General features: G+C 66.8%; 20 protein-coding genes. 15 read left to right on the top strand and 5 right to left on the bottom strand.

Annotated features, from left to right (window positions below; genetic code table 11):
• Positions 1-82: 82 nt before the first annotated feature.
• The 3 genes from ABE464_RS02765 to ABE464_RS02755 all read left to right on the top strand — a co-directional run bounded on the left by ABE464_RS02765 (position 83) and on the right by ABE464_RS02755 (position 2,848).
• Positions 83-1,273: a methyl-accepting chemotaxis protein gene (locus ABE464_RS02765; protein ID WP_259260893.1), complete on the top strand. Its 1,191-nt coding sequence runs from the start codon at positions 83-85 to the stop codon at positions 1,271-1,273.
• A gap of 114 nt (positions 1,274-1,387) precedes the next feature.
• Positions 1,388-1,654, top strand: a complete 267-nt coding sequence (locus ABE464_RS02760) for a hypothetical protein (RefSeq protein WP_346470620.1) — start codon at positions 1,388-1,390, stop codon at positions 1,652-1,654.
• A gap of 60 nt (positions 1,655-1,714) precedes the next feature.
• On the top strand, positions 1,715-2,848 hold the full coding sequence (locus ABE464_RS02755; RefSeq protein ID WP_346470619.1) for a crosslink repair DNA glycosylase YcaQ family protein: 1,134 nt from the start codon (positions 1,715-1,717) through the stop codon (positions 2,846-2,848).
• A gap of 75 nt (positions 2,849-2,923) precedes the next feature.
• Here ABE464_RS02755 and ABE464_RS02750 read toward each other — a convergent pair whose 3' ends face one another.
• Positions 2,924-5,710: an EAL domain-containing protein gene (locus ABE464_RS02750; RefSeq protein WP_346470618.1), complete on the bottom strand. Its 2,787-nt coding sequence runs from the start codon at positions 5,708-5,710 to the stop codon at positions 2,924-2,926.
• A gap of 148 nt (positions 5,711-5,858) precedes the next feature.
• Here ABE464_RS02750 and ABE464_RS02745 point away from each other — a divergent pair, with 148 nt between their 5' ends.
• The gene (locus ABE464_RS02745; RefSeq protein WP_346470617.1) at positions 5,859-7,964 is read left to right on the top strand and encodes a PAS domain S-box protein; all 2,106 of its coding nucleotides are present in this window, start codon (positions 5,859-5,861) and stop codon (positions 7,962-7,964) included.
• 3 nt (positions 7,965-7,967) lie between these two features.
• Positions 7,968-9,722 carry an EAL domain-containing protein gene (locus ABE464_RS02740; protein WP_346470616.1) on the top strand — a complete coding sequence of 585 codons (1,755 nt, stop codon included), beginning with the start codon at positions 7,968-7,970 and terminating at the stop codon, positions 9,720-9,722.
• On the opposite strand, the gene ABE464_RS02735 is transcribed toward ABE464_RS02740, so the two are convergent.
• The 4 genes from ABE464_RS02735 to flgA all read right to left on the bottom strand — a co-directional run bounded on the left by ABE464_RS02735 (position 9,723) and on the right by flgA (position 12,426).
• A complete protein-coding gene (locus ABE464_RS02735; protein WP_346470615.1) occupies positions 9,723-10,946 on the bottom strand; it encodes an ATP-binding protein in 1,224 nt (407 codons plus the stop codon).
• A gap of 85 nt (positions 10,947-11,031) precedes the next feature.
• On the bottom strand, positions 11,032-11,370 hold the full coding sequence (locus ABE464_RS02730) for a flagellar protein FlgN (RefSeq protein WP_123729227.1): 339 nt from the start codon (positions 11,368-11,370) through the stop codon (positions 11,032-11,034).
• Positions 11,367-11,669 carry a flagellar biosynthesis anti-sigma factor FlgM gene (gene flgM, locus ABE464_RS02725; RefSeq protein WP_346470614.1) on the bottom strand — a complete coding sequence of 101 codons (303 nt, stop codon included), beginning with the start codon at positions 11,667-11,669 and terminating at the stop codon, positions 11,367-11,369. Before flgM ends, ABE464_RS02730 begins: the two co-directional genes overlap by 4 nt.
• Positions 11,670-11,778: 109 nt before the next feature.
• On the bottom strand, positions 11,779-12,426 hold the full coding sequence (flgA, locus tag ABE464_RS02720; protein ID WP_346470613.1) for a flagellar basal body P-ring formation chaperone FlgA: 648 nt from the start codon (positions 12,424-12,426) through the stop codon (positions 11,779-11,781).
• Positions 12,427-12,531: 105 nt separating this feature from the next.
• On the opposite strand from flgA, the gene ABE464_RS02715 reads away from it, so the two are divergent.
• The 10 genes from ABE464_RS02715 (at position 12,532) to flgJ (ending at position 21,303) form a co-directional block, all read left to right on the top strand.
• Positions 12,532-13,476 carry a chemotaxis protein gene (locus ABE464_RS02715; RefSeq protein WP_346470694.1) on the top strand — a complete coding sequence of 315 codons (945 nt, stop codon included), beginning with the start codon at positions 12,532-12,534 and terminating at the stop codon, positions 13,474-13,476.
• Between the two features lie 244 nt (positions 13,477-13,720).
• Complete coding sequence (gene flgB / locus ABE464_RS02710) at positions 13,721-14,116, top strand: flagellar basal body rod protein FlgB (RefSeq protein ID WP_088435082.1); 396 nt, start codon at positions 13,721-13,723, stop codon at positions 14,114-14,116.
• Between the two features lie 3 nt (positions 14,117-14,119).
• Positions 14,120-14,527 (top strand): flagellar basal body rod protein FlgC, encoded by a 408-nt coding sequence (flgC, locus tag ABE464_RS02705; protein ID WP_088435081.1) that lies wholly within the window; start codon positions 14,120-14,122, stop codon positions 14,525-14,527.
• A 26-nt stretch (positions 14,528-14,553) separates the two neighbouring features.
• Positions 14,554-15,240 (top strand): flagellar hook capping FlgD N-terminal domain-containing protein, encoded by a 687-nt coding sequence (locus ABE464_RS02700; RefSeq protein WP_346470612.1) that lies wholly within the window; start codon positions 14,554-14,556, stop codon positions 15,238-15,240.
• Positions 15,241-15,271: 31 nt separating this feature from the next.
• Positions 15,272-16,495: a flagellar hook protein FlgE gene (gene flgE / locus ABE464_RS02695; protein ID WP_346470611.1), complete on the top strand. Its 1,224-nt coding sequence runs from the start codon at positions 15,272-15,274 to the stop codon at positions 16,493-16,495.
• A gap of 35 nt (positions 16,496-16,530) precedes the next feature.
• Positions 16,531-17,286, top strand: coding sequence for a flagellar basal body rod protein FlgF (locus tag ABE464_RS02690; RefSeq protein WP_346470610.1), 756 nt, complete (start codon positions 16,531-16,533; stop codon positions 17,284-17,286).
• 105 nt (positions 17,287-17,391) lie between these two features.
• Positions 17,392-18,177: a flagellar basal-body rod protein FlgG gene (gene flgG / locus ABE464_RS02685; RefSeq protein ID WP_123729220.1), complete on the top strand. Its 786-nt coding sequence runs from the start codon at positions 17,392-17,394 to the stop codon at positions 18,175-18,177.
• Between the two features lie 22 nt (positions 18,178-18,199).
• Complete coding sequence (flgH, locus tag ABE464_RS02680; RefSeq protein WP_346470609.1) at positions 18,200-18,892, top strand: flagellar basal body L-ring protein FlgH; 693 nt, start codon at positions 18,200-18,202, stop codon at positions 18,890-18,892.
• Between the two features lie 121 nt (positions 18,893-19,013).
• Positions 19,014-20,084 (top strand): flagellar basal body P-ring protein FlgI, encoded by a 1,071-nt coding sequence (locus ABE464_RS02675; RefSeq protein WP_346470693.1) that lies wholly within the window; start codon positions 19,014-19,016, stop codon positions 20,082-20,084.
• Position 20,085: 1 nt separating this feature from the next.
• Positions 20,086-21,303, top strand: coding sequence for a flagellar assembly peptidoglycan hydrolase FlgJ (gene flgJ, locus ABE464_RS02670; RefSeq protein WP_346470608.1), 1,218 nt, complete (start codon positions 20,086-20,088; stop codon positions 21,301-21,303).
• The last annotated feature ends 3 nt before the right edge of the window (positions 21,304-21,306 follow it).

Below are 21,306 nucleotides of genomic sequence, written 5' to 3'. Positions count from 1 at the left end.
TGATGCATGAAAATTACGCGGATGGCTAAAGCAAACCGGGGTACGGCCGATACAGCATCCGTGCACCTCCCCGAGAACGTCCATGTACTCACGCCTCTTCATCCGCTTGGCCGCCCCCCTGGTCCTGACCCTTCTGCTCCCCGTTGCCATCGGCTTCGAGTGGCCAGCCGCCCTTCGCTGGGCGATCCTGACCACGATGACGCTTAGCTGGCTGGGCTTCGCCTGGTGGACGGCTCGCGCCCAGAACCAGCGGTCGCCCGAGCAGGCCCGCATCCTGCGTGAGCAGGACCAGTTGCTGAGCGAGCTGCGCTCGTTCGTCGGCAACGAAATCGAAGGCTCCCGCGGCGAAGTCGAACGCGCCCGTGACCTGATCCGCCACGCCGTCAGCGGCCTGGGTGGCAGCTTCGATGCCATGAACCGCAAGTCCCGCCAGCAGAGCCAGGCCCTGGCCCGCATCGTCGATCGCGCCGGTGAAGACGGTGGCGCCGGCGTCGATGTGGCCCGCTTCGCCCAGCACGCCAGCCACCGCATGGAACAGCTGGTGGAAGCGCTGGAACAGGTCAGCGGCCAGAGCAGCAACACCGTGCAGCACATCGATCAGATGGCGCAGCACCTGGATGGCATCTTCGCGCTGCTGGAAGACGTCAAGTCGATTGCCGACCAGACCAACCTGCTGGCCTTGAACGCCGCCATCGAAGCTGCGCGTGCCGGTGAAGCCGGTCGCGGGTTCGCGGTGGTCGCCGACGAAGTCCGCAACCTGTCCGAGCGCTCGACCACCTTCAACGAGCAGATCCGCAAGCTGGCCCACAGCTCCAAGGACGCCATCGCCAAGGTCCGCGAGACGGTTTCGCACATGGCCTCCCGCGATATGGACCGGTCCCGCGAAGCGCGCCAGGAAGCGGCAGCGATGCTGGACAACGTGGCCCAGATCAATGCGTCGCTCGGCGACGGCATGCGCGAGATTTCCGAGTGCGGCCGGGCGATCGACAGTAGCGTGGCCGAAGCGGTCCGCGCCCTGCAGTTCGAAGACATCGCCACCCAGGCCCTGGGCGGCGTGCATACCCACTTGGACCGCCTGACCGCCATCAACCGCGAAGCGGTGGCCCTGCAGGAACTGCTGCAGCGCAATGGCGGCGTGATCGACGAAGAGATCGTCACTGCCCTGCAGCGCACCGGCAACCGCCTGCGCGACATGCGCAGCGAATGGGAGCGTCCGCCGCACAAGGCCGTCGCCCAGCAGAGCATGGCCGCCGGCGCGGTCGAACTGTTCTGATCCCGCACTACCGTGCCCCTCCCGGCACACGCTGCGGCCCCGGTTCATCCCGGGGCCGTTGTGCTTGCATTACCCGCCTTGGCTGCAGATGATCGACCGATGTTGAATGCGTCCATGCTGTCCGTTGCATCCCCAGCACCCACCGACCTGGAGCCGGTGGTGCAGACCGCCGACGGCGCCCTACCGGCAGCCAGCAAGGAACGCCCTCCCCTGCAGGGCCGCGCCCTGATCGCGCATCTGGAACGGCTGGCCCAGCAGGAGCTGGCGAAACTGGCCAGTCAACCGATCGATCCGGCTGCCACGCCCATCGATCCCGCCCTCGCCGGCCTGGCGTGGGACCTTGGCTTGAGTGGTGATGATCTGGGTGCTGCCGCGCGCTGAAGGTGAGGCGGCGGTCCGGCCAACCCGGATATCCTTCATCTTCACACAAGGTGAGTGCGCATGAAGGAACGCCTGAAACACGTGGCATTGCATGCCCAGGGACTGGGTTCGGCCCCGCTGTTCAACCCAGCGGCCGATGGAGCCCTCCACGCCATCTCGCATCTGGGCTACGTCCAGATCGACACGCTGTCGGTCATCGAGCGCGCACATCACCACGTGCTGTGGAACCGGGTACCGGATTACGAACCGGCGAATCTGAACCACCTCGTCGGTGAGAAGAGAATCTTCGAGTACTGGTTCCACGCCGCTGCCTACCTGCCGATGCGCGACTACCGCTTCGCACTGCCGCGAATGCTCTCGATACGCACGGGCGAAAGTCGCTACTTCTGCAACGGCGACAAAGAGCTGATGAAGGAGATCCTGACGCGGATCCGGTCAGAGGGTGCACTGCGGCTGCGGGACCTTGAAACGGGCGATAAACGCAGCGGCAGCTGGTGGAGCACTGGCCCAGGACGGCGCGCTGTCGAAACGCTGTTCATGCGTGGCGACCTGATGGTCTGCGAGCGACATGGCGCCGAGAAGCGTTACGATCTCGCCGAACGCTGCCTGCCGGGAGATCTGGACCTGCGCATTCCCACGCCGCACGAGTCTGCCGTCCACCTGTTCGATACCACGCTCAGGGCGCACGGCGTATTCACATCCAAGCAGCTGCTCCACCTCAGGACCGGCACAGCGCTTCGCGCCGCCATGCGCGAGGTGGTCCATGACCGGAAGACTGCAGGCAGCATCCAGCAGCTGAAAGGCCTCAACGGTGTGGACGTGTACGTGAACAGTGCTGCGCTGGAATCCGCGCCAGTCCCCCGCGCCGCGGTCACGATTCTCTCGCCGTTCGACAACCTGATCATCCACCGTGATCGCCTCGGCGCGCTGTTCGATTTCGACTATCGGATCGAATGCTACACCGCCGCAGAGAAACGCAGATTCGGCTATTTCTGCCTGCCGGTGCTGTTCGGAGACTCTCTGGTGGCACGCATCGACTGCAAGGCCCATCGGGCGGAGGGAAGGTTCCAGGTGATCAGCGCGCATTGGGAACCAAGGGTGGACCAGGATGCGGTGCGTCCGCCGCTCATCAAGGAGCTGCAGCGCTTTGCCACCTTCAACGGTTGCCCGACGCTGGATGCCGCTCGCGTCTGAGACCACTGGATCGCGCGATGCCAAGGGCGCGCAGACGCGGCCCTTGTGCGCCATTGCTGGTAAAGCGCAGCGCGCCTACACGCTTTGGGTTACTTCAACATAGCTCTCACGCGGCGGCGTCTGCGTGCCCTGCTTCAACCACAAGGCCAGGTCACGCGGGGCCAGCGGACGCGAGTACAGGTAACCCTGGATCTCGTCGCAGCCCTGGCGGCGCAGCATGGCCTCTTCCTGCGCGGTTTCCACGCCCTCAGCCACCACCTTCATGCCCAGGGCGTGGCCCAGGTGCACGATCGCCTGGGTGACTTCCGCGGTGCCCGCGTCGTGCAGCATGCCTTGAACGAAACTGCGGTCGATCTTCAGGCGCCCGACCGGGAACCGGTTGAGGTAATGCAGGTTCGAGAAGCCGGTGCCGAAGTCGTCCACCGCGAGCGGGACGCCGTGGCGCTCCAGCACATCGAAGCAATGCCGCAGCACATCGGTGTCACGGATCAGCGCGGACTCGGTCAGCTCCAGCTCCAGCCGCTGCGGCGGCCAACCGTGGGCATGGCAGATGTCAATCACCCGCTCGGCAAAGCCGCGGTCACGCAGCTGCACGGCCGAGACGTTCACGGCCACGCGGTCGAACTCCAGCCCGGCCGCGTCCCACGCCGCCGCCTGGCGGCAGGCCTCTGCCAGCACCCAGTCGCCGATGCGCACGATCTCGCCGCACTTTTCGGCGATCGGGATGAACTCGGCCGGGCTGCAGTAGCCGATCCCGGGCCGATGCCAGCGCAGGAGCGCTTCGATGGCCGGCGGCTGGTCATTCTCGGCGTGCAGAAGCGGCTGGTAGGCCAGGGTGAACTCTTCGCGCTCGATCGCGCCCAGCAGCGCGTGCTCGATCTCCAGCTTGCGCTGGATCTTGGCCAGCGCGTCCTGGCTGTAGTACTGGTAGGTATTGCGTCCGGCTTCCTTGGCGGCATACATCGCCGCATCGGCGGCGCGCAGCAGCGACTCGAAATCCTGTCGACTGTCGTCCAGCATCGCGATGCCGACGCTGGCACCTACCTTCAGGGTGCTTTCGCCACGCTGAAGCGGTTCGGCCAGCGAGGCGATCAACTTGCGCGCCACGTGGCCAGCATCTTCCGGCGCGGCCAGGTCACGCAGCACGACAATGAATTCATCACCACTGAAGCGGCCGAACAGGTCGTTGTTGCGCAGGCTCTGATGCAGGCGCGAGGCAGCGGCCTTGAGCAGCGCATCACCGGTGGCGTGGCCGAAGGTATCGTTGATGGTCTTGAAGCCATCCAGGTCGATAAACAGCATCGCCAACGGACTGCCGCGATCACGCGCCACCTCGATCGCATCGGCGGTCTGCTCGCGCAGCAGCATGCGGTTGGGCAGGCCGGTGAGCAGATCATAGTGGGCCAGCAGCTCGATGCGCTCGTTGGCCTCACGCTCGCGGGTGATGTCACGGAACAGCACCACGAACCGCGTCGGCAGGCCGTCGCGGTGATCCAGCTCGATCAACACCTGCACCCAGATGCGCAGGCCGGACTGCCGGTAGAAACACAGGTCAAGCTGCTCGGGCAGACCGCCGTCGGCGATACGCAGCAATGCCGCTTCGAAGGCGTCGCGCGAGTCCTGGGTGTATAGGCTCAGCGCCTGGTCCAGCGTGATCGGCTCCTTGCGCAGCCCGTGGATGCGGTAGCACTCCTCGGTCCACTGCATGTGGCGGGTGCTCACCTCGATCTCACAGCCGCCGATGCGGCCCAGCGCCGAAACGCGGTTGAGCAGTTCGGTGCGCCAGCGGATCAATGCGTCGGTCTGGTGCTGCTCGGTGATGTTCTGGACCTGGCCCAGCAGGCGCTGGATGCGCCCTTCCGGCCCGACCAGCGGCTGCATCCACACGCGCAGATGCAATGCATTGCCGGCGCTGCGGATCAGTTCCAGATCCAAGGTCGCCGCCGCGCCATCGCGCCACATCCGCCGCCAGGCGCGCCGCAGCCGGCCGCGCGATTGCGGCTCCAGCTGACGCAGCCAGTGGCGACGGCCATGCATGGGGTCGTCGCCAGTCTGGAGCAGCGCACGGAATTCCGGCGACCACCAGAACTGGCGTGCCGCCGGATCCCACGACCAGCTGCCCATGCTGGCGATGCGCTGGGCTTCGCGCAGGTGGACCTGCTGCTCGTGCAGCTGGGCTTCCATCTGTTTCTGGGCCTGGATGTCGGTATGGGTACCCACCATCCGCAGCGGCTGGCCATCGGCGGTCCGGGAGACGACGCGGCCGCGGTCCAGCACCCAGCGCCACTCGCCATCGGGATGGCGGGTGCGGAACTGGGCGGTGTAGGCAGCGCTGTCCCCTCGCAGGTGGGCGTCCAAGGCGGCGCGCACCGCCGGCTGATCGTCGGGGTGGACATGCTCCAGCAGCGCACTGACGCCGTCAGCATGGGCATCGGACTCCTCGATCGGCTGGCCATCCCAACGTCGCGAGCGGCGCACGCTGTCACTCGGCAGGTCCCAGTCCCACAGGCCATGCCCGGCGTGATCCAGCGCGACTTCCCAGCGGCTGCCGGCGACGCTGGCGACCGGCTCGGGCACGCTCACGGTGAAGGCCAGCAGGTGGCCGTCCGGATCGTGCACGGCGCGCATCCAGCCGTCGAAGCGACCGGCCGGGCCGCCCGGCAGCTGGCAGGGAATCAGCCCGCCATCGGCGGCAAGCAGGCGCAGGTCCTCCAACATCTCGCCATACGCGGCAATCGTCGCCGGCAGGCCGTGTTCACGCGCGGCCGGGTTGGCCGCAAGCGGACGCCCGGCACGGTCGAGGATGACCAGCGCCGAAGCCAGCGGGTGCTGCAGCAGACTCGCGATAATCCCTTGGTCCACGCCTGTAACTCCGATAACGCCCCCGACAGCCGGGAACGCAATCGTTAGCGGCGGGTTTTGCGGATTATTGAGCGTCCCGGCTACCTGCATGCGCTTCCCGGACAGGTAAGATGACGTTCGCCTTTCCTGATCGGCCCCGCCCTGCCCCATGCCCACCGACCTGCCAGGCCCCCTCGCCCCCGCCACCGCGACCTTGCTGGCCCGTGACCTGCGCCGCGACCGGTGGCGCGTGGTGGTGGCCTACCTGGTGCTGGCGCTGGTCTGGATCCTGTGCAGCGATGCGGCCGTCAAGGTGGTCGCCGGCGATATGCAGACGGCGGCGCAATGGCAGACCATCAAGGGCACCTTCTTCGTACTCGCCAGTGCCGCCCTGATCTACCTGCTGCTGCGCCCGCTGGCCCAGCATGTGTTGAGTACCCATGCCCGGCTGGAGTCCTCGGAGACCCGGCATCGCCAGATGTTCGAGGGCAATCCCGGGCCGATCCTGGTCTATGACCTGGACTCGCTGGCCATCCTGGACGTCAACCCGGCCGCGGCCAGCTTCTTCGGCTTCAGCCGCGACGCGTTCACCGCGATGTCGATCAACGCCCTGTGGCCACCTGGCGATGTCCCGGCGCTGGAAGCCAAGCTGGCGCAGATACGCGACAACCCCGAGCAGTTGTGCGTGATCACCGCCGATCTGTGCCTGAGCGATGGCAGCACCCGGCGCATGGAGATGCGTAGCAATCTGATCAGCTATGGCGGTTGCCGTGCACGCCTGCTGATCGCGATCGACCGCACCCGCGAAGACCAGGCCCTGCTGCGTCGCGACCAGGCCTTGGCGCGGGTAGAGGAAGCCCACGAGATGGCGCGTATCGGCGCGTGGGAGATCGACCCGGCCACCGGCCTGGGCCGCTACGCCAACCAGGTTTACCGCCTGCTCGGCCGGCGCCCGCCCGAGGCCCGACGCTGGCATCGCTTCGAGGAGCTGCTGGTGCCCGCCGACCCGGCCACCGCCGCGCTCAGCGAACAGCTGTTGCAGGACATGAGCTCCGGCGAGCCGGTGCAGATCGATGTGCTGCTGCCGCTGCTGGCCATGGATGGGCGGTCACTGATGGTGCACCTGCGCGCCGAGAGCGGCCAGGACGATGCTGGCCGACCGCGCGTGCTCGGTACCCTGCAGGACGTCACCGAGCGCGAGCAGTCGCGGCGCCTGCTGCGCGAACGTGAGGAGCAGTTCCGCGAGCTGGTGCGGGTGCTGCCTGACGGCGTGGTGATCCTTTCCGAAGAACATGTGCTGTACGCCAATGCCTGCGCAGCGGCGCAGTTCGGCTACGGCCAGCACACGCTGCTGGGTGAGCCGCTGGCCGCCCTGGTCGCGCCGGAGGATCTGGCGCGGGTCCGCAGCCAGCTGTTTGCCCAGATTCCGCTGCAGAGCGTGGGGGCCGGCGAGGTGATCGGCATGCGCCGGTTCAACGGCCAGCGCTTCCAGGCCGGCCTGGCGGTGGGTGACGTGCGCTACGGTGGGCGCAACTGCAAGCTGCTGATCGTGCGCGATCTCAGCGAACCGGAGCGTATCCGCGAGGCGCTGGAGACCAGCAACCGCGAACTTCAGGCCATGGCCGGCCGCCTGTTTTCGCTGCAGGAAGATGAGCGCCGGGCGATCTCGCGCGACCTGCACGACGACATCGGCCAGGCCATCACCGCGATGAAGCTGTCGGCCTATGCCGCGCAGGACGAGCAGGACGCTGCGCGCCGTGACGAGGACCTGGCCCAGATCATCCAGCTGGCCGACGCCACCGTGGGCAAGCTGCGCGACATCTCCACCCTGCTGCGCCCACCGCAGCTTGATGCGCTGGGCCTGGAAGCGGCGCTGCGCTGGCAGGCCGGCGTGCTGTTCCGCTCGGCGGCGATCGAACTGCTGCCGGATATCCAGTCACTGCCACGGCGGCCGGCCGGCGATATCGAGCAGGCCTGTTTCCGTATTGCACAGGAAAGCCTGACCAACGTGCTGCGCCATGCGCGCGCCAGCCAGGTGAACCTGCACCTGCGCGATGTGGACGACCAAGGCCTGCACCTGCAGGTCCGCGATGATGGCGAAGGTTTCGACCCCGATGGCCCGCGCGGGCTGGGCCTGATCGTGATGCGCGAGCGCGCGCAGAGCGTGGGTGGCACATTGCGCATTGAATCGGCGCACGGTGCCGGTACCCTTATCGACCTCTACCTGCCGTACCGCGCCTCGGGCGCGACGGCTCACGACGCTCTGGAACACTGACCCATGTGGAACCCTTCCCTGCCCCTGGTCAGCATCGAGGATGCACCGCCCCGCCTGGGCGCGGGCAATCCCGAGCTGCAGGCCATGGTGACCGAGGCTGCCTCCGGCGGCACGCCGCTGATGCTGATGCACGTGGACATCGACCACTTCGCCTCGGTCAACGAGAACATGAGCGCGGAGGTGGGTGATCAGGCCCTGGTGCTGGTCGCCCAGCGCCTGCAGCACCACCTGCGTGGCCGCGGCAAGCTGTGGCGCCACGGCAGCGATGAATTCCTGCTGGCGGTGCCGCGCACCGCGGACATGCCGCTGCCCGAAGACCTGGCCGAGGAAATCCGCCAGCAGCTGGAGCTGCCGCTGTCGGTGCTGCCGTACACGCTGTTCATGACCGGCAAGCTGGGCGTGAGCCTCTGCCCTGAGCACGCCACCGGCGTCTCGCGTCTGCTGGATCACGCCGAAGACGCCCTGTACCAGGCCGCTCGCGAAGGCGGCAACGCGGTGCGCATCCATGCGGTGGACACCCCCTCCAGCGCGCACAGCGAGAGCATCATCGCGCGCCAGATTGTCGACGCCATCCCCAATGGCGAGCTCAAACTGCGTTACCAGCCGCTGGTGAGCGCCCGCGATGGCCACGTGGTCGGCATGGAAGCGCTGCTGCGCTGGCAGTCGCCCACGCTGGGCATGCTGGTGCCCGAGCGCTTCATGCGCACGGCCGAGCGCTTGGGCATCATCGTGCAGATCGGCACCTGGGTGCTGGAGGGCGCGCTCAAGCAGGCCAAACTGTGGCGCGATCAGGGCTTCGATGATTTCACCATCGCGGTCAACGTCTCCACCCTGCAGCTGCTGCGCCCGAACTTCTTCGCCGAGGTGATGTCGCTGATGCAGGCCGCTGGCGTGCCGGCGCACATGCTCACGCTGGAGATCAACGAAAGCGCGCTGACCAACAACGTCAACTTCGTCCACGAAACACTGGTCAACCTGCGCAACGAAGGCATCAGCCTGAGCCTGGACAACTTCGGCACCGGTGATTCCAGCCTCAGCGCGCTGGTCCGCTACCCGGTGGACAAGCTGAAGATCGACCGCAGCTTCATCAAGAGCGCGCCGGCCGGCAACCGCGAGGCCGCCATCGCGCGCGCGATCATCGCCATGGGCCACCAGCTGGGCATGACGGTGATCGCCAACGGGGTGGAATCGCAGGCACAGCTGGGCTTCCTGCGCCGCAACGACTGCGATGTGTTCCAGGGCTATCTGTTCGGCGAGCCGATGTCGGCCGATGCCGCCGGCATGACCCTGCGCCGCCGCTACCTGCGCCCGGAAGCCTTCGCCGAGACCCGTCCGGACCGCACCCTGCTGTTGCTGGATGACGAGGAGAACGTGCTGCGCTCGCTGGTGCGTCTGTTCCGCCGCGATGGCTACCGCATCCTGGCGGCCGGCAACGTGCGTGATGCGTTCGATCTGCTGGCCATCAACGACGTGCAGGTGATCCTGTCCGATCAGCGCATGAGCGACATGAGCGGCACCGAGTTCCTGGGCCGGGTGAAGATGCTCTATCCGGACACGATCCGGCTGGTGCTGTCCGGCTACACGGACCTCAACACGGTGACCGACGCGATCAACCGCGGCGCGATCTACCGGTTCCTGACCAAGCCGTGGAACGACGACGAGCTGCGCAAGCACATCCACCAGGCGTTCCGCACCCACGAAGAGCAGCGCCGGGCGAATACCTCGCCGATGGTGGCCGCCGCCCCGGCAGACGACTGATCAGCGCGGCTGCTTGATCGGCAGCACCACGCGGAACTTCGACCCCACGCCCGGGGTGCTGTCCAGATCGATGCGGCCGTGGTGCTTGTTGATGATGCTGTAGGAGATCGACAGGCCCAGGCCGGTGCCGCTACCGACCGGCTTGGTGGTGAAGAACGGATCGAAGATGCGCTGGCGCAGCTCCGGCGAGATGCCGCCGCCGGTATCCTCGAACTCCACCCAGACCGTGTCGCCGTCCACGCCGGTACGCACGTTGATCGTGCCGCGATCGGCGATGGCATGGCCGGCGTTGAGCAGCAGGTTCATGTAGACCTGGTTCAATTCCGACGGCAGGCATTCCACCAGCGGCAGCTGGCCGAACTCGCGGTGCAGGGTCACCTTGTACTTGAGCTCGTTCCAGATGATGTTGATCGTCGATTCCAGACCGGCGTGCAGATCGACCAGCTTCCACGACTCATCGCGGCCCGAATACGAGAAGTCCTTCAGGTCGCGCACGATACGCGTCACCCGCTCGATGCCCTCGCGCGACTCGGCCATCAGCTGCGGCAGATCGCGGCTGATGAAATCGATGTCGAAGCGTTGGCGGATATCGTCGATCTCCGGGATCAGCGCCTTCGGGTCGGGCGCGCGCAGCGCACGCTCATAGGCTTCGATCACGGTGAACAGGCTGCGCAGGTATTCCTGCAGGCTGCCCAGGTTGGAGTGCACATAACCGATCGGGTTGTTGATCTCGTGCGCCACGCCGGCCGCCAGCTGGCCGATGGAGGCCATCTTCTCGGACTGCAGCAGCTTCTCCTGGGTGCCGTTGAGGCGCAGGTAGGCCTGCCGCAGCTCGGCGTGCCGCTGCTGCAGCTCGCGCTCGTAGTCTTCCTGGCCTTCGATGCGACGGAACAGCGCCAGATAGTGCCGCTGGCCGCCATCGTCGTGGTGGTACACGTGAGCGATGACCATGCGCTCGCCGACCGGCAGGCTGCCATTCCAGTGGCCGTGGAGGCGCGCCTGTTCCAGCGCATCGGGCGGCAGCAGCTGGCGCAGCCATTGCGCGGGCGTCAGCTCGGCATCGCGTTCGGCCTGGCCGAGAATCTCACTGACCGCGGTGTTGGCCAGCGCGACGCTGCCGTCCTCACGAAACAGCAGAACCCCTTCCTTGATCCGCTCGAACAGGGCAAGCAGGACCGGATGCGGGGGCAACGGGGCGGTGACAAGAGAGGACGTTACGGTCACGGTCACATCGAGGCGGCTGGAAACAGGCGCTCAATATACGCGGTGACGTCATCGTCGGCAGCCTCGGGCCGCCGGATCGGGCTGCTCAGGCGACCGCGAGCGGCCGCCGGGTATGCAGCGTGTGCGACTGTCCCTTGGCGTCGTACGCCGAGGAATCCTCGCTGCGGCCGAGCTGGCGCAGCGCCCAGTTGACCTCGCGGCGCCGACGCGAGAGCAGCACGCCGTTGGCGCGGTTGCGCTCGGCCAGCTCCTGCACGCGCTCGGCCTGGCCGAGTGGCAAGGCGGCCTCAAGGGCCCGCAACGCCTCCAGCTTGGCGCCGGTCGCGCGGATCAGGGCCTGCACGTCATGCTCGACCAATGCCTGGCGTTCGACGTCCAAGGCATCGCTGAGGCGCTGCAGCGGCTCGCTCATCGCCAGCTTCATCCCTGCAGCTGCTGGTCCAGCTCAAGCATGCGCGAGGCGATCGCGTCGGGATTGATCTTGTAGGTGCCGTTCTGCAGCGACTCGCGCACGGCCTGGACACGGTCAGCGTCGATCGCCGGGGCCGTGGACAGTTCGCGCTGCATGGCCTGCAGGCTGGTCGCTTCGCCGGTCAGGCGCAGGCTGTCAGCCGCTTCCACCGGGCGTGCCGGGGCATCGGTGCTGACGCTGGGCTTGTTGCCGAGCGCAACACTGCGCAGATGGGCGGTGGCCTGCAGGTTGCCGTCGATTTTCTGGCTCATGGGTTTGTCCTGGGATTGCGGTTCACAAGGGATAACGGCACGTCAGCCGCCATCTTTAGGGGAATATTGCAGGTTCTACGGTAAAAGTGGCCCGCATTCACAATTGTGGTCAGCGCGCCACTAAAACGTCACCGCTGGCGGCGACGGTGCCCTGCACGATCTTGCGGGAAGAGAGGTTCTCGACCGAGACCCGCTCATTCTCGCCGGCATCGGCCATGGCACGCCCGGCAACCCGGACCTCCACCCCGCCGCGCCGGGACACCAGGGCGACACTGTCGCCCCGCCGGACCAGCCGCTGGGCAACCAGATCGTTGGCCGAGAGCAGGCTGCCCGCACTCAGTGTCCTGCGTGCCACACGGCCCACCGCAGCGGCGGGATCGGCCAATGCTGCGCCGGCGATCCGTGCCGCATCACGCTGGCCGGTAGTGATATCGGCCGCCGAGAGGGTTTCTCCAGCCGCCACGCCTCTATTGAGAATGAGCACGGTCTGGTTGCGCCGCACCTTTACCGGTACGAACAGGCGCCAGCCGCCCGCCTCGGGGCAGCTGACCTCCACCGTACTGGTCCCGGTGGGCTGGGCGGCCAGCGGTTGGCCACAGGCCGGCAGGCGCAGTGCCGAGTCCAGGGTGGTGTCACCTTCGCTACCGGCCGGCAACGTACCCAGCGCCGCCTGGCGGATGCTGTCCACGGGTTGCCAGCCCCCAGCGGCCCAGGCGGGCGCGGCCAGCAACAATGCGGCAAAGACAAGAGAACGCATGGGCACTCCACGGGCAAGGATCATGCGCAGCTCGATGCAAGGGTCATGCCGAACTGCTGCGTGCACGGCACTCAAGTCGCCGCCGGTGCCGCCGATACCAAGTCCATGTCCCATGACCTGCTCAACCGCATCGACCAGCGTACGCGACTGGCCGGCCACAATCGTCTGGCCCTGCTGCTGTTTCGGCTGGGTGGACGTCAGCTTTTTGGCGTGAATGTGTTCAAGGTGCAGGAAGTCCTGCGGCGCCCTGGCTTGTTCCAGGTGCCGGGGCTGCCCAGCCAGTTCGCCGGTGTGGCCGATGTCCGTGGCCGCTCGGTGCCGGTGCTGGACCTGGGCCTGGCGATCGGACACCCCGAGCGTGAACCCGATGCCGACAAGGCACCGGGCTACCTGGTGGTGACCGAGTTCAACCGTTCCATCCAGGGCTTCCTGGTGAGCGGTGTCGAACGCATCGTCAACATTGCCGTGGAAGACATCCACCCGCCGCCGGAACTGGGCGCCGAGTCGAGCTATCTGACTGCGGTAACCCGCTTCCAGGGCGAGCTCATCCAGGTCATCGACGTGGAAAGCGTGCTGGCCGACATCGCCGAAGTCCGCGGTGAGGCCGTGCTGGATCCCTCGATGGCACTGCCGGCCGATGCCCCGCCGATGCAGGTACTGGTGGTGGACGACTCGCGCGTGGCCCGCCAGCAGATCCGCAGCGTTCTGGACCAGCTGGGGGTCGGGGCGACCCTGCTCTCGGACGGCAAGCAGGCGCTGGACCACCTGCTGCAGATCCACGCCTCGGGGGAAAACCCGGCCGAGCGCTATGCCATGGTGATCTCCGACATCGAGATGCCGGCGATGGACGGCTATACCCTGACGACGGAAATCCGGCGTCACCCGGGCCTGGCTGGCCTGTACGTGCTGCTGCATACCTCGCTGTCGGGCGTGTTCAACAATGCGATGGTCGAGCGGGTGGGCGCGAATGCGTTCGTGGCCAAGTACTCGCCGCATGAGCTGGCGGACTTCCTGCTGGACCGCCTGAAGAAGGTCGCGATGGCGGCATGAGGGGCGGCTGGCGCTGGCGTCGGCGTCCTTCCCCCGGTGGGTTTACGGCATCCATGCGTCGCGTGGATGCACACCCGGGGCATGGCCTGCTCATCCACGCATGGCGTGGATCTACCCCGGGGCATGGCCCCCTTGCCCTGGCGTGGTGAATTCCCTGGCGTGAACATGCCGCCAGGTACCTTCTCGCCCTGCCCTCTGGCACGCCGCTTGCACTGCCCCTGGCATCGTCCCGTGGGAGTGCGCCATGCCCAATCTGATTTCCAACTATCTGGGTGTCCATGCCCAGGCCATGCCGTTGCGCGAGCAGCGGATGAAGCTGATCGCCAGCAACCTGAGCAACGCCGATACCCCCGGCTACAAGGCCCAGGACCTGGATTTCGATGCCGCGTTGCGTAATGCCCAGGGCCTGGATGCAAACGGCCTGATGAAAACCACCAACGAAAAGCATTATGAGATCGGCGGCGGGTTGAACCCGTTCCAGATCGCCAAAGAAGGCGTGCAGCCGAGCATCGACGGCAATACCGTCGACCCGGATGCCGAACGCGCCGCTTACGGCCGCGCTGCGCTGGAGTACCGCGCTTCGCTGAGCTTCGTCGAATCCAAGGTGCGCTCGATGCTCACCGCGATCACGGGGCAATAAGCCATGAGCAACCTGCCCATTTTCGATATCGCCGGTTCCGCGCTGCAGGCGCAGTCCGTGCGCATGAGCACCATCGCCTCCAACCTCTCCAACGCCGATACCGTCGCCGGTTCGGCCGATGCGGTCTACAAGCCGCTGGAGCCGATCTTCCAGTCGGTCACCAGCCGCACCGACCCGAACATCACCACGGTGCAGGTCAAGGAGATCAGCCAGAGCAACGCCGCGCCGATCCAGCGCTACGAGCCGGGCCACCCGCTGGCCGATGCCGATGGCTACATCTACCAGCCCGACGTCGACCCGGTCGCGCAGATGGTCAACCTGATCTCGACCTCGCGCAATTACCAGGCGGGCGTGGAGATGCTGACCACCGCCAAGGAACTGGCGCTGGCCACGCTGACCATGGGTCGCTGACCCTCACTCCCCAGGAATCGACCCCCATGAGCACCACCAATGGCGTTGGCCAGAACAACAGCGACATCTACACCGCGCTGGGCCTGAACGCACCCAACAGCGACACCAGCAAGAAAAAGAGCACGCTGGACCAGGCCGACTTCATGCGCCTGATGACCGAGCAGCTGCGTCACCAGGATCCGCTCAAGCCGATGGACAACACCCAGATGGTCGCGCAGATGGCGCAGCTGTCGCAGGTCCAGGGCATCACCGACCTCAACAACACGGTCAAAGGCTTCCAGGATTCGATGTCCAGCGACCAGATCCTGCGCGGCGCGGCCCTGGTGGGTCACGAAGTGCTGGTGCCCTCGGAGAAGCTCGCGCTGGAGAAGGACGGCGACGTCACCGGCATGGTGGCCGCGCCCGGCGCCGGCTTCGTGACGGTGGACATCACCGATGCCAACGGCGTGAAGGTCAACCAGATCAGCGTGGAAGCCAAGGCCTCCGGCGAAGTCACCTTCGACTGGGACGGCAAGGACGCCAATGGCAACCGCATGGCCGAAGGCACCTACACCATCGCCGCCTCCCATACCGATACCGCCGGCACCAAGACCAAGCTCAACACCTATGTGCAGGCCCCGGTAGAGAGCGTCACGGTCGGCACGGACGGCCTGTACCTCAACCTCAAGGGTCTGGGCACGGCCCCGATCGACTACGTGCTCCGCATCAGCTGAGCCGCACCACCCGAATCCACAGGAGCAACCCATGGGCTTCAACGTCTCGTTGTCCGGCATCAACGCAGCCAATGCCGATCTGAACGTCACGGCGAACAACATCGCCAACGTCAACACCACCGGCTTCAAGCAGTCGCGCGCCGAGTTCGCCGATCTGTTCTCGGCCACCAGCTACGGCCTGTCCAAGAACGCGGTCGGCTCGGGCGTGCGCCTGACCAACGTCGCCCAGCAGTTCTCGCAGGGCAACAACGAGCAGACCGGGCGCAGCCTGGACATGGCCATTTCCGGTGAGGGCTTCTTCACCATGACCATGAACGGCGCCCGCGTGTACTCGCGCGCCGGCAACTTCCAGACCGACCAGGCCGGCTACGTGATCAACCCGCAGGGTGCACGCCTGCAGGTGTTCGCACCCAACGCCGACGGCACCAACTTCGATGCCGGCCGCCTGACCGATCTGCAGCTGCTGACCACTGACAGCCCGCCCAAGCAGACCACCGGCGTCAACATCAGCTTCACCCTGCCGGCCAATGCCAAGCCGCCGACGGTCACCGACTTTGATCCGGCCGATTCGAACAGCTACAACCATTCGACCGGTGGCATCACCGTGTACGACTCGCTGGGCGTCAGCCACACCCAGACCTCGTACTTCGTCAAGACCGCAACCACCAACCAGTGGCAGGTCTACAACTTCGTCGACGGCCAGCAGGTCGGCGCCGCAACGCCGATGGCCTTCAACGAATCGGGTGCATTGACCAACCCGGCCAACGGCAAGATCGCGTTCACCGCGTTCAGCCCGACCACCGGCGCCGGCGATCTGTCGCTGACCCTGGATATCAGCGGCTCGACCCAGTACGGCGAGAAGTTCGCCCTGCGCAACACCCAGCAGGACGGCTACGCGGCCGGCAAGCTCAACGAAATCACCGTGTCCGAAGAAGGCGTCGTCTACGCGCGTTACTCCAACGGCGATGACCGTCCGCTGGGCCAGGTCGCGCTGACCACCTTCAACAACGCGCAGGGCCTGGAAGCCAAGGGCAACAACCTGTGGGTGGAAACCTTCAACTCCGGCACCCCGCGTACCGGCGCGCCGGACAGCTCCAACCTGGGCAAGGTCCAGGCCGGTTCGCTGGAAGCCTCCACGGTCGACCTGACCGAGCAGCTGGTCAACATGATCACCGCCCAGCGCAACTTCCAGGCGAACTCGCAAATGGTCTCCACGCAGGACCAGATCACCCAGACCATCATCAACCTGCGTTGATGAGCCACTGACCGCAACACGGGACTACACCACCGATGGACAAGGCACTCTACGTCGCGATGACCGGTGCACGCGCCTCCCTGCAGGCGCAGGGCACGCTGTCGCACAACCTGGCCAACACCGACACCCCCGGCTTCAAGGAGGCACTCGCCAATACCGAGGCCTACCCGGTGAAGGGGACCGGCTACGCCTCGCGCGTGGATGCGATGCACGTCGACGCCGGCTTCAACCGCCGGATGGGCGCACAGCAGCTCACCGGCAACCCGTTGGATCTGTCCCTGCAGGCCGGCAACTGGCTGGCCGTGCAGGCGCCCGGTGCCAACGGCGGTGAGGCGTACACCCGTGGTGCGGCACTGTCGATCACGCCCAATGGCCAGCTGGTCACCGCCGGCGGCCATCCAGTGCTTGATGAGAACGGCAATCCGCTGGCGGTGCCCCCGCACCAGGCCATGGATATCGGCAACGACGGCACGATCTCGATCATCCCGCTGGGCGAAGGCCCGCAGACCATGGCCAACATCGGCCGCATCCGCGTGGTGCAGGCCGAGGACGCCCGGCTGGAACGCGGCCTGGATGGGCTGATGCGCAATACCGATCCGCAGCAGCCGTTCGTGCAGGCCCAGGGCAAATCGCTGGAAAGCGGCCAGCTGGAAGGCAGCAATGTCGACGCGGCCGGTGCGCTGGTGCAGATGATCCAGCTGCAGCGCCAGTACGAAATGCAGGTCAAGGTCATCAAGCACGGCGACGACAACGCCCGCAGCGCCAACAGCCTGCTGCGCCTGGGCGGCTGATTGCCGCCTGCGACGTAATCCCGGCGCCGTTGTGGCACGCGCCATGCATTGACCTTCACAAGGGCCGCGCCACGCGGCCATCCGCTACAACACAGGAATGACGCCATGAACCAGGCATTGTGGATCGCCAAAACCGGACTGGATGCGCAGCAGACGCGCATGTCGGTGGTTTCCAACAACCTCGCCAACACCAACACCACCGGTTTCAAGCAGGACCGTGCCAGCTTCGAAGACCTGCTGTACCAGCAGGTTCGTCAGCCGGGTGGCGCCTCCTCCGCCCAGACGCAGCTGCCCTCGGGCTTGCAGCTGGGTACCGGTGTGCGTGTGGTCGCCACCGCAAAGAACTTCGAGCAGGGCAGCCAGCAGCAGACCGGCCGCGCGCTGGACGTGATGGTCAACGGCCGCGGCTTCTTTGAAGTGCAGATGCCGGACGGCTCCTCGGCCTACACCCGTGATGGCTCGTTCCAGCGCAACCAGGATGGCGAGCTGGTCACCAACAGCGGCTACCCGGTGCAGCCGGGCATCCAGATTCCGGAAGGCGCGCAGTCGCTGACCATCGGTACCGACGGCACCATCAGCGTGAAGATGGCCGACGACGCCGCCACCGTGGAAATCGGCGCGCTGACCCTGACCGACTTCGTCAATCCGGCCGGCCTGCAGGCCCGCGGTGAAAACCTGTTCCTGGAAACCACCGCTTCGGGCCCGGCCCAGAACGGCAATCCCGGCCTCAACGGCCTGGGCACCGTGGTGCAGGGTGCGCTGGAAGGCAGCAACGTCAACGTGGTGGAAGAGCTGGTCTCCATGATCGAAACCCAGCGCGCCTACGAAATGAATGCCAAGGCGATTTCCACCACCGACGCCATGCTCGGCTACCTCAACCAGAACGTCTGATCGGTCGAACCGGGAACCTGCCATGTCGCGTCTTGCCCCTACCCTCCGCCTGCTCACCGCCGCCGTGATCGTCGCCACGCTGAGTGGCTGCGTGATTGCCGGCGATGTCCGTCCGTATCCGGCCATGGCTCCGGTCACCCCCGTCATGCCGCCGTCCGCCGAAGCCACCGCCGGCGCGATCTACGCCGCCGGCCCCGGGCTGCAGCTGTACTCCGACCGCCGGGCACGCGATGTGGGCGACCTGCTCACGATCACGCTGACCGAGAACACCACCGCGCAGACCACCGCCAACACCTCCACCTCGAAAGAGTCGGAGCTGAGCATCGGCACCCCGACGATCTTCGGCGCGCCGGTCACGCTGGGCGGCAAGGACATCCTCAGCGCCAGCGCCGCAGGTTCGCGCGACTTCACCGGCAAGGGCACCAGTGCGCAGAGCAACCGCCTGCAGGGCAACGTGACCGTCACCGTGATCCAGCGCCTGCCCAACGGCAACCTGGTGGTACAGGGCGCCAAGAACCTGCGCCTGAACCGTGGCGATGAGCTGGTGCAGGTGCAGGGCATCGTGCGCGCGGCGGACATCTTCCCGGACAACACCATTCCCTCCAGCCGCGTTGCCGATGCCCGCATCGTGTATGGCGGCCGTGGCCCGATCGCCCAGTCCAACGCGATGGGCTGGTTGAGCCGCTTCTTCAACTCGGCGCTGTCGCCGTACTGAGCCTGACATGACCTTCTTCCTTTCCCTGTTCGGGCAGCGACGCATCGCGTCGCTCTACACGTCGAAGCAACGACGCGTGGTGTCGCACGGCGCGACGCGGGCGCTGCTGGCGCTGCTGGCCATGTTCGCGGTGGTTGCGCCCGCCTCCGCCGAGCGCATCAAGGATCTGGCGCAGGTTGGCGGCGTGCGCGGCAACGCGCTGGTCGGGTACGGCCTGGTGGTCGGCCTGGATGGCAGCGGCGACCGCACCAGCCAGGCCCCCTTCACCGTGCAGAGCCTGAAGAACCTGCTCGGCGAACTGGGCGTCAACGTGCCGGCCAACGTCAATCCGCAGCTGAAGAACGTGGCGGCCGTGGCGATCCACGCCGAGCTGCCGCCGTTTGCCAAGCCTGGCCAGCCGATCGACATCACCGTCTCCTCGGTGGGCAACGCGGTCTCGCTGCGCGGCGGCTCGCTGCTGATGGCACCACTGCGCGGTGCCGACGGGCAGGTCTATGCGATCGCCCAGGGCAACCTGATCGTCGGCGGCTTCGGCGTGCAGGGCAAGGATGGCTCGCGCGTCTCGGTCAACGTGCCCAGCGTCGGCCGCATTCCCAACGGCGCCACCGTCGAACGCGCGCTGCCGGACGTGTTCAGCGGTGGCGGCGACATCACCTTGAACCTGCACAAGAACGACTTCACCACGGTCTCGCGCATGGTGGCGGCGTTGAACAATGCCTTCGGCGAAGGCGCTGCCCGTGCCATCGATGGCGTGACCGTCTCGGTGCAATCGCCGTCCGATCCGGGCGCACGCATCGGCCTGCTGGCGCGTATCGAGAACCTGGAACTCACCCCGGGCAGCGCGCCGGCCAAGGTGGTGGTCAACTCGCGTACCGGCACCGTGGTGATCGGTTCCCAGGTGCGTGTGGGCGCGGCGGCGATCTCGCATGGCTCGCTGACCGTCACCATCAACGAGAACCTCAACGTGAGCCAGCCGGGCGCCTTCAGCGGCGGCCAGACGGCGGTCACGCCCCAGTCGACGATCACCGCGACCGCCGATGGCAGCCGCATGTTCAAGTTCAATGGCGGCACCACCCTGGATGAAATCGTGCACGCGGTGAACGCCGTCGGCGCGGCCCCGGGCGATCTGATCGCCATCCTGGAAGCCCTCAAGCAGGCCGGCGCGCTGAGTGCCGAGCTGGAGGTGATCTGACATGCGCATTCAACCGGCGCTGGAACTCAACCCCGCCCAACCCAACAGCCCGGCCAAGGTCGACAAGGTCGCCCGCCAGCTGGAGGGCCAGTTCGCCCAGATGCTGATCAAGAGCATGCGTGAGGCCAGCTTCGGCGATTCGCTGTTCCCCGGCGAAAACACCATGTTCCGCGAGATGTACGACCAGAAGATCGCCGACGCGATGACCCGCGGCCGCGGGCTGGGCCTGTCCAGCATGATCGCGCGCCAGCTCGGTGGCGGCGAAGGCGAGACCGCCAAGCCGGTGGATACCTCGCTCAACCCGGCCGCCGCACTGCGCGCCTACCGCCTCAATGCCCCGGCCGCCGCTGGCCTGCCGCTGCCGGCAGCGACCGCGCCGGTGGTGCCCAGTGAAGTGGATCTGCTGCAGCAGCTGGGCGGCAGCGAGCCGTCGGCGGTCCTGCAGCCGATGGAGCGCGCGCTGGACCTGATCGCCGGGCGCGAGAGCAGCCAGATGCACGAGGCGATCGGCAGTCGTGACCCCTACGCCGCCGCTGCCGAGGCCGATCCAGCCAGCACCAACTGGGCGATGGCCGACGATCGCTGGCAGGACGTCAACCGCACGGCCGCCGCAGGCCCCAGCGCGGTCGACAGCCTGGCCGCCTCCACCGCGGCTGCGGAACTGGGTCCGCACACCCCGGCCGGCTTCGTCGCCAGCATCTGGGGCCATGCCCAGCAGGCCGCCCGCGAACTGGGCGTGGACGCCAAGGCGCTGGTCGCCCAGGCTGCCCTGGAAACGGGCTGGGGCCGCAAGCTGGTGCGCCGCAGTGGCGGTGACAGCTCGCACAACCTGTTCGGGATCAAGGCCAACGGTTGGCAGGGCGAGCGCGCCACCAGCGGCACCCACGAGTACGTCAATGGCGTACGCCGTAACGAAACCGCCAGCTTCCGCGCCTACAACTCGGTGGGCGAGAGCTTCGCCGATTACGTTCGCCTGCTGAAGACCAGCCCGCGTTACCAGAACGCCCTCCAGGCCGGCAGCGACGTCCGCAGCTTCGCGCAGGGCCTGCAGCGCGCCGGCTACGCCACCGACCCGACCTATGCCGCCAAGATCGCCGCGATTGCCGGCGGCCCGACCATCGAACGCGCCGTCGCGGCCGTGACCGATGCCGGCCAGCGCCTGGGTCGCACTTTTGCCAGCACCGCCAGCCCGACCGGGCTGGGTGTCATCCGTCGTTGAGGT

The organism is Stenotrophomonas sp. TWI587 (assembly GCF_039674145.1).
GTDB classification, from domain to species: Bacteria; Pseudomonadota; Gammaproteobacteria; order Xanthomonadales; family Xanthomonadaceae; genus Stenotrophomonas; species Stenotrophomonas maltophilia_AY.
The sequence above is the reverse complement of the archived record's forward strand: the minus strand, read 5'-3'. Positions and strand labels throughout refer to the sequence as shown.

Excerpts from the sequence above, each read along its gene's own strand:
- ABE464_RS02765 (WP_259260893.1), top strand. The coding sequence starts at position 83 with ATGTACTCACGCCTCTTCATCCGCTTGGCCGCCCCCCTGGTCCTGACC.
- ABE464_RS02760 (WP_346470620.1), top strand. The coding sequence starts at position 1,388 with ATGCTGTCCGTTGCATCCCCAGCACCCACCGACCTGGAGCCGGTGGTG.
- ABE464_RS02755 (WP_346470619.1), top strand. The coding sequence starts at position 1,715 with ATGAAGGAACGCCTGAAACACGTGGCATTGCATGCCCAGGGACTGGGT.
- ABE464_RS02745 (WP_346470617.1), top strand. The coding sequence starts at position 5,859 with ATGCCCACCGACCTGCCAGGCCCCCTCGCCCCCGCCACCGCGACCTTG.
- ABE464_RS02740 (WP_346470616.1), top strand. The coding sequence starts at position 7,968 with ATGTGGAACCCTTCCCTGCCCCTGGTCAGCATCGAGGATGCACCGCCC.
- ABE464_RS02730 (WP_123729227.1), bottom strand. The coding sequence starts at position 11,370 with ATGAAGCTGGCGATGAGCGAGCCGCTGCAGCGCCTCAGCGATGCCTTG.
- flgM (WP_346470614.1), bottom strand. The coding sequence starts at position 11,669 with ATGAGCCAGAAAATCGACGGCAACCTGCAGGCCACCGCCCATCTGCGC.
- flgA (WP_346470613.1), bottom strand. The coding sequence starts at position 12,426 with ATGCGTTCTCTTGTCTTTGCCGCATTGTTGCTGGCCGCGCCCGCCTGG.
- ABE464_RS02715 (WP_346470694.1), top strand. The coding sequence starts at position 12,532 with ATGTCCCATGACCTGCTCAACCGCATCGACCAGCGTACGCGACTGGCC.
- flgB (WP_088435082.1), top strand. The coding sequence starts at position 13,721 with ATGCCCAATCTGATTTCCAACTATCTGGGTGTCCATGCCCAGGCCATG.
- flgC (WP_088435081.1), top strand. The coding sequence starts at position 14,120 with ATGAGCAACCTGCCCATTTTCGATATCGCCGGTTCCGCGCTGCAGGCG.
- ABE464_RS02700 (WP_346470612.1), top strand. The coding sequence starts at position 14,554 with ATGAGCACCACCAATGGCGTTGGCCAGAACAACAGCGACATCTACACC.
- flgE (WP_346470611.1), top strand. The coding sequence starts at position 15,272 with ATGGGCTTCAACGTCTCGTTGTCCGGCATCAACGCAGCCAATGCCGAT.
- ABE464_RS02690 (WP_346470610.1), top strand. The coding sequence starts at position 16,531 with ATGGACAAGGCACTCTACGTCGCGATGACCGGTGCACGCGCCTCCCTG.
- flgG (WP_123729220.1), top strand. The coding sequence starts at position 17,392 with ATGAACCAGGCATTGTGGATCGCCAAAACCGGACTGGATGCGCAGCAG.
- flgH (WP_346470609.1), top strand. The coding sequence starts at position 18,200 with ATGTCGCGTCTTGCCCCTACCCTCCGCCTGCTCACCGCCGCCGTGATC.
- ABE464_RS02675 (WP_346470693.1), top strand. The coding sequence starts at position 19,014 with ATGTTCGCGGTGGTTGCGCCCGCCTCCGCCGAGCGCATCAAGGATCTG.
- flgJ (WP_346470608.1), top strand. The coding sequence starts at position 20,086 with ATGCGCATTCAACCGGCGCTGGAACTCAACCCCGCCCAACCCAACAGC.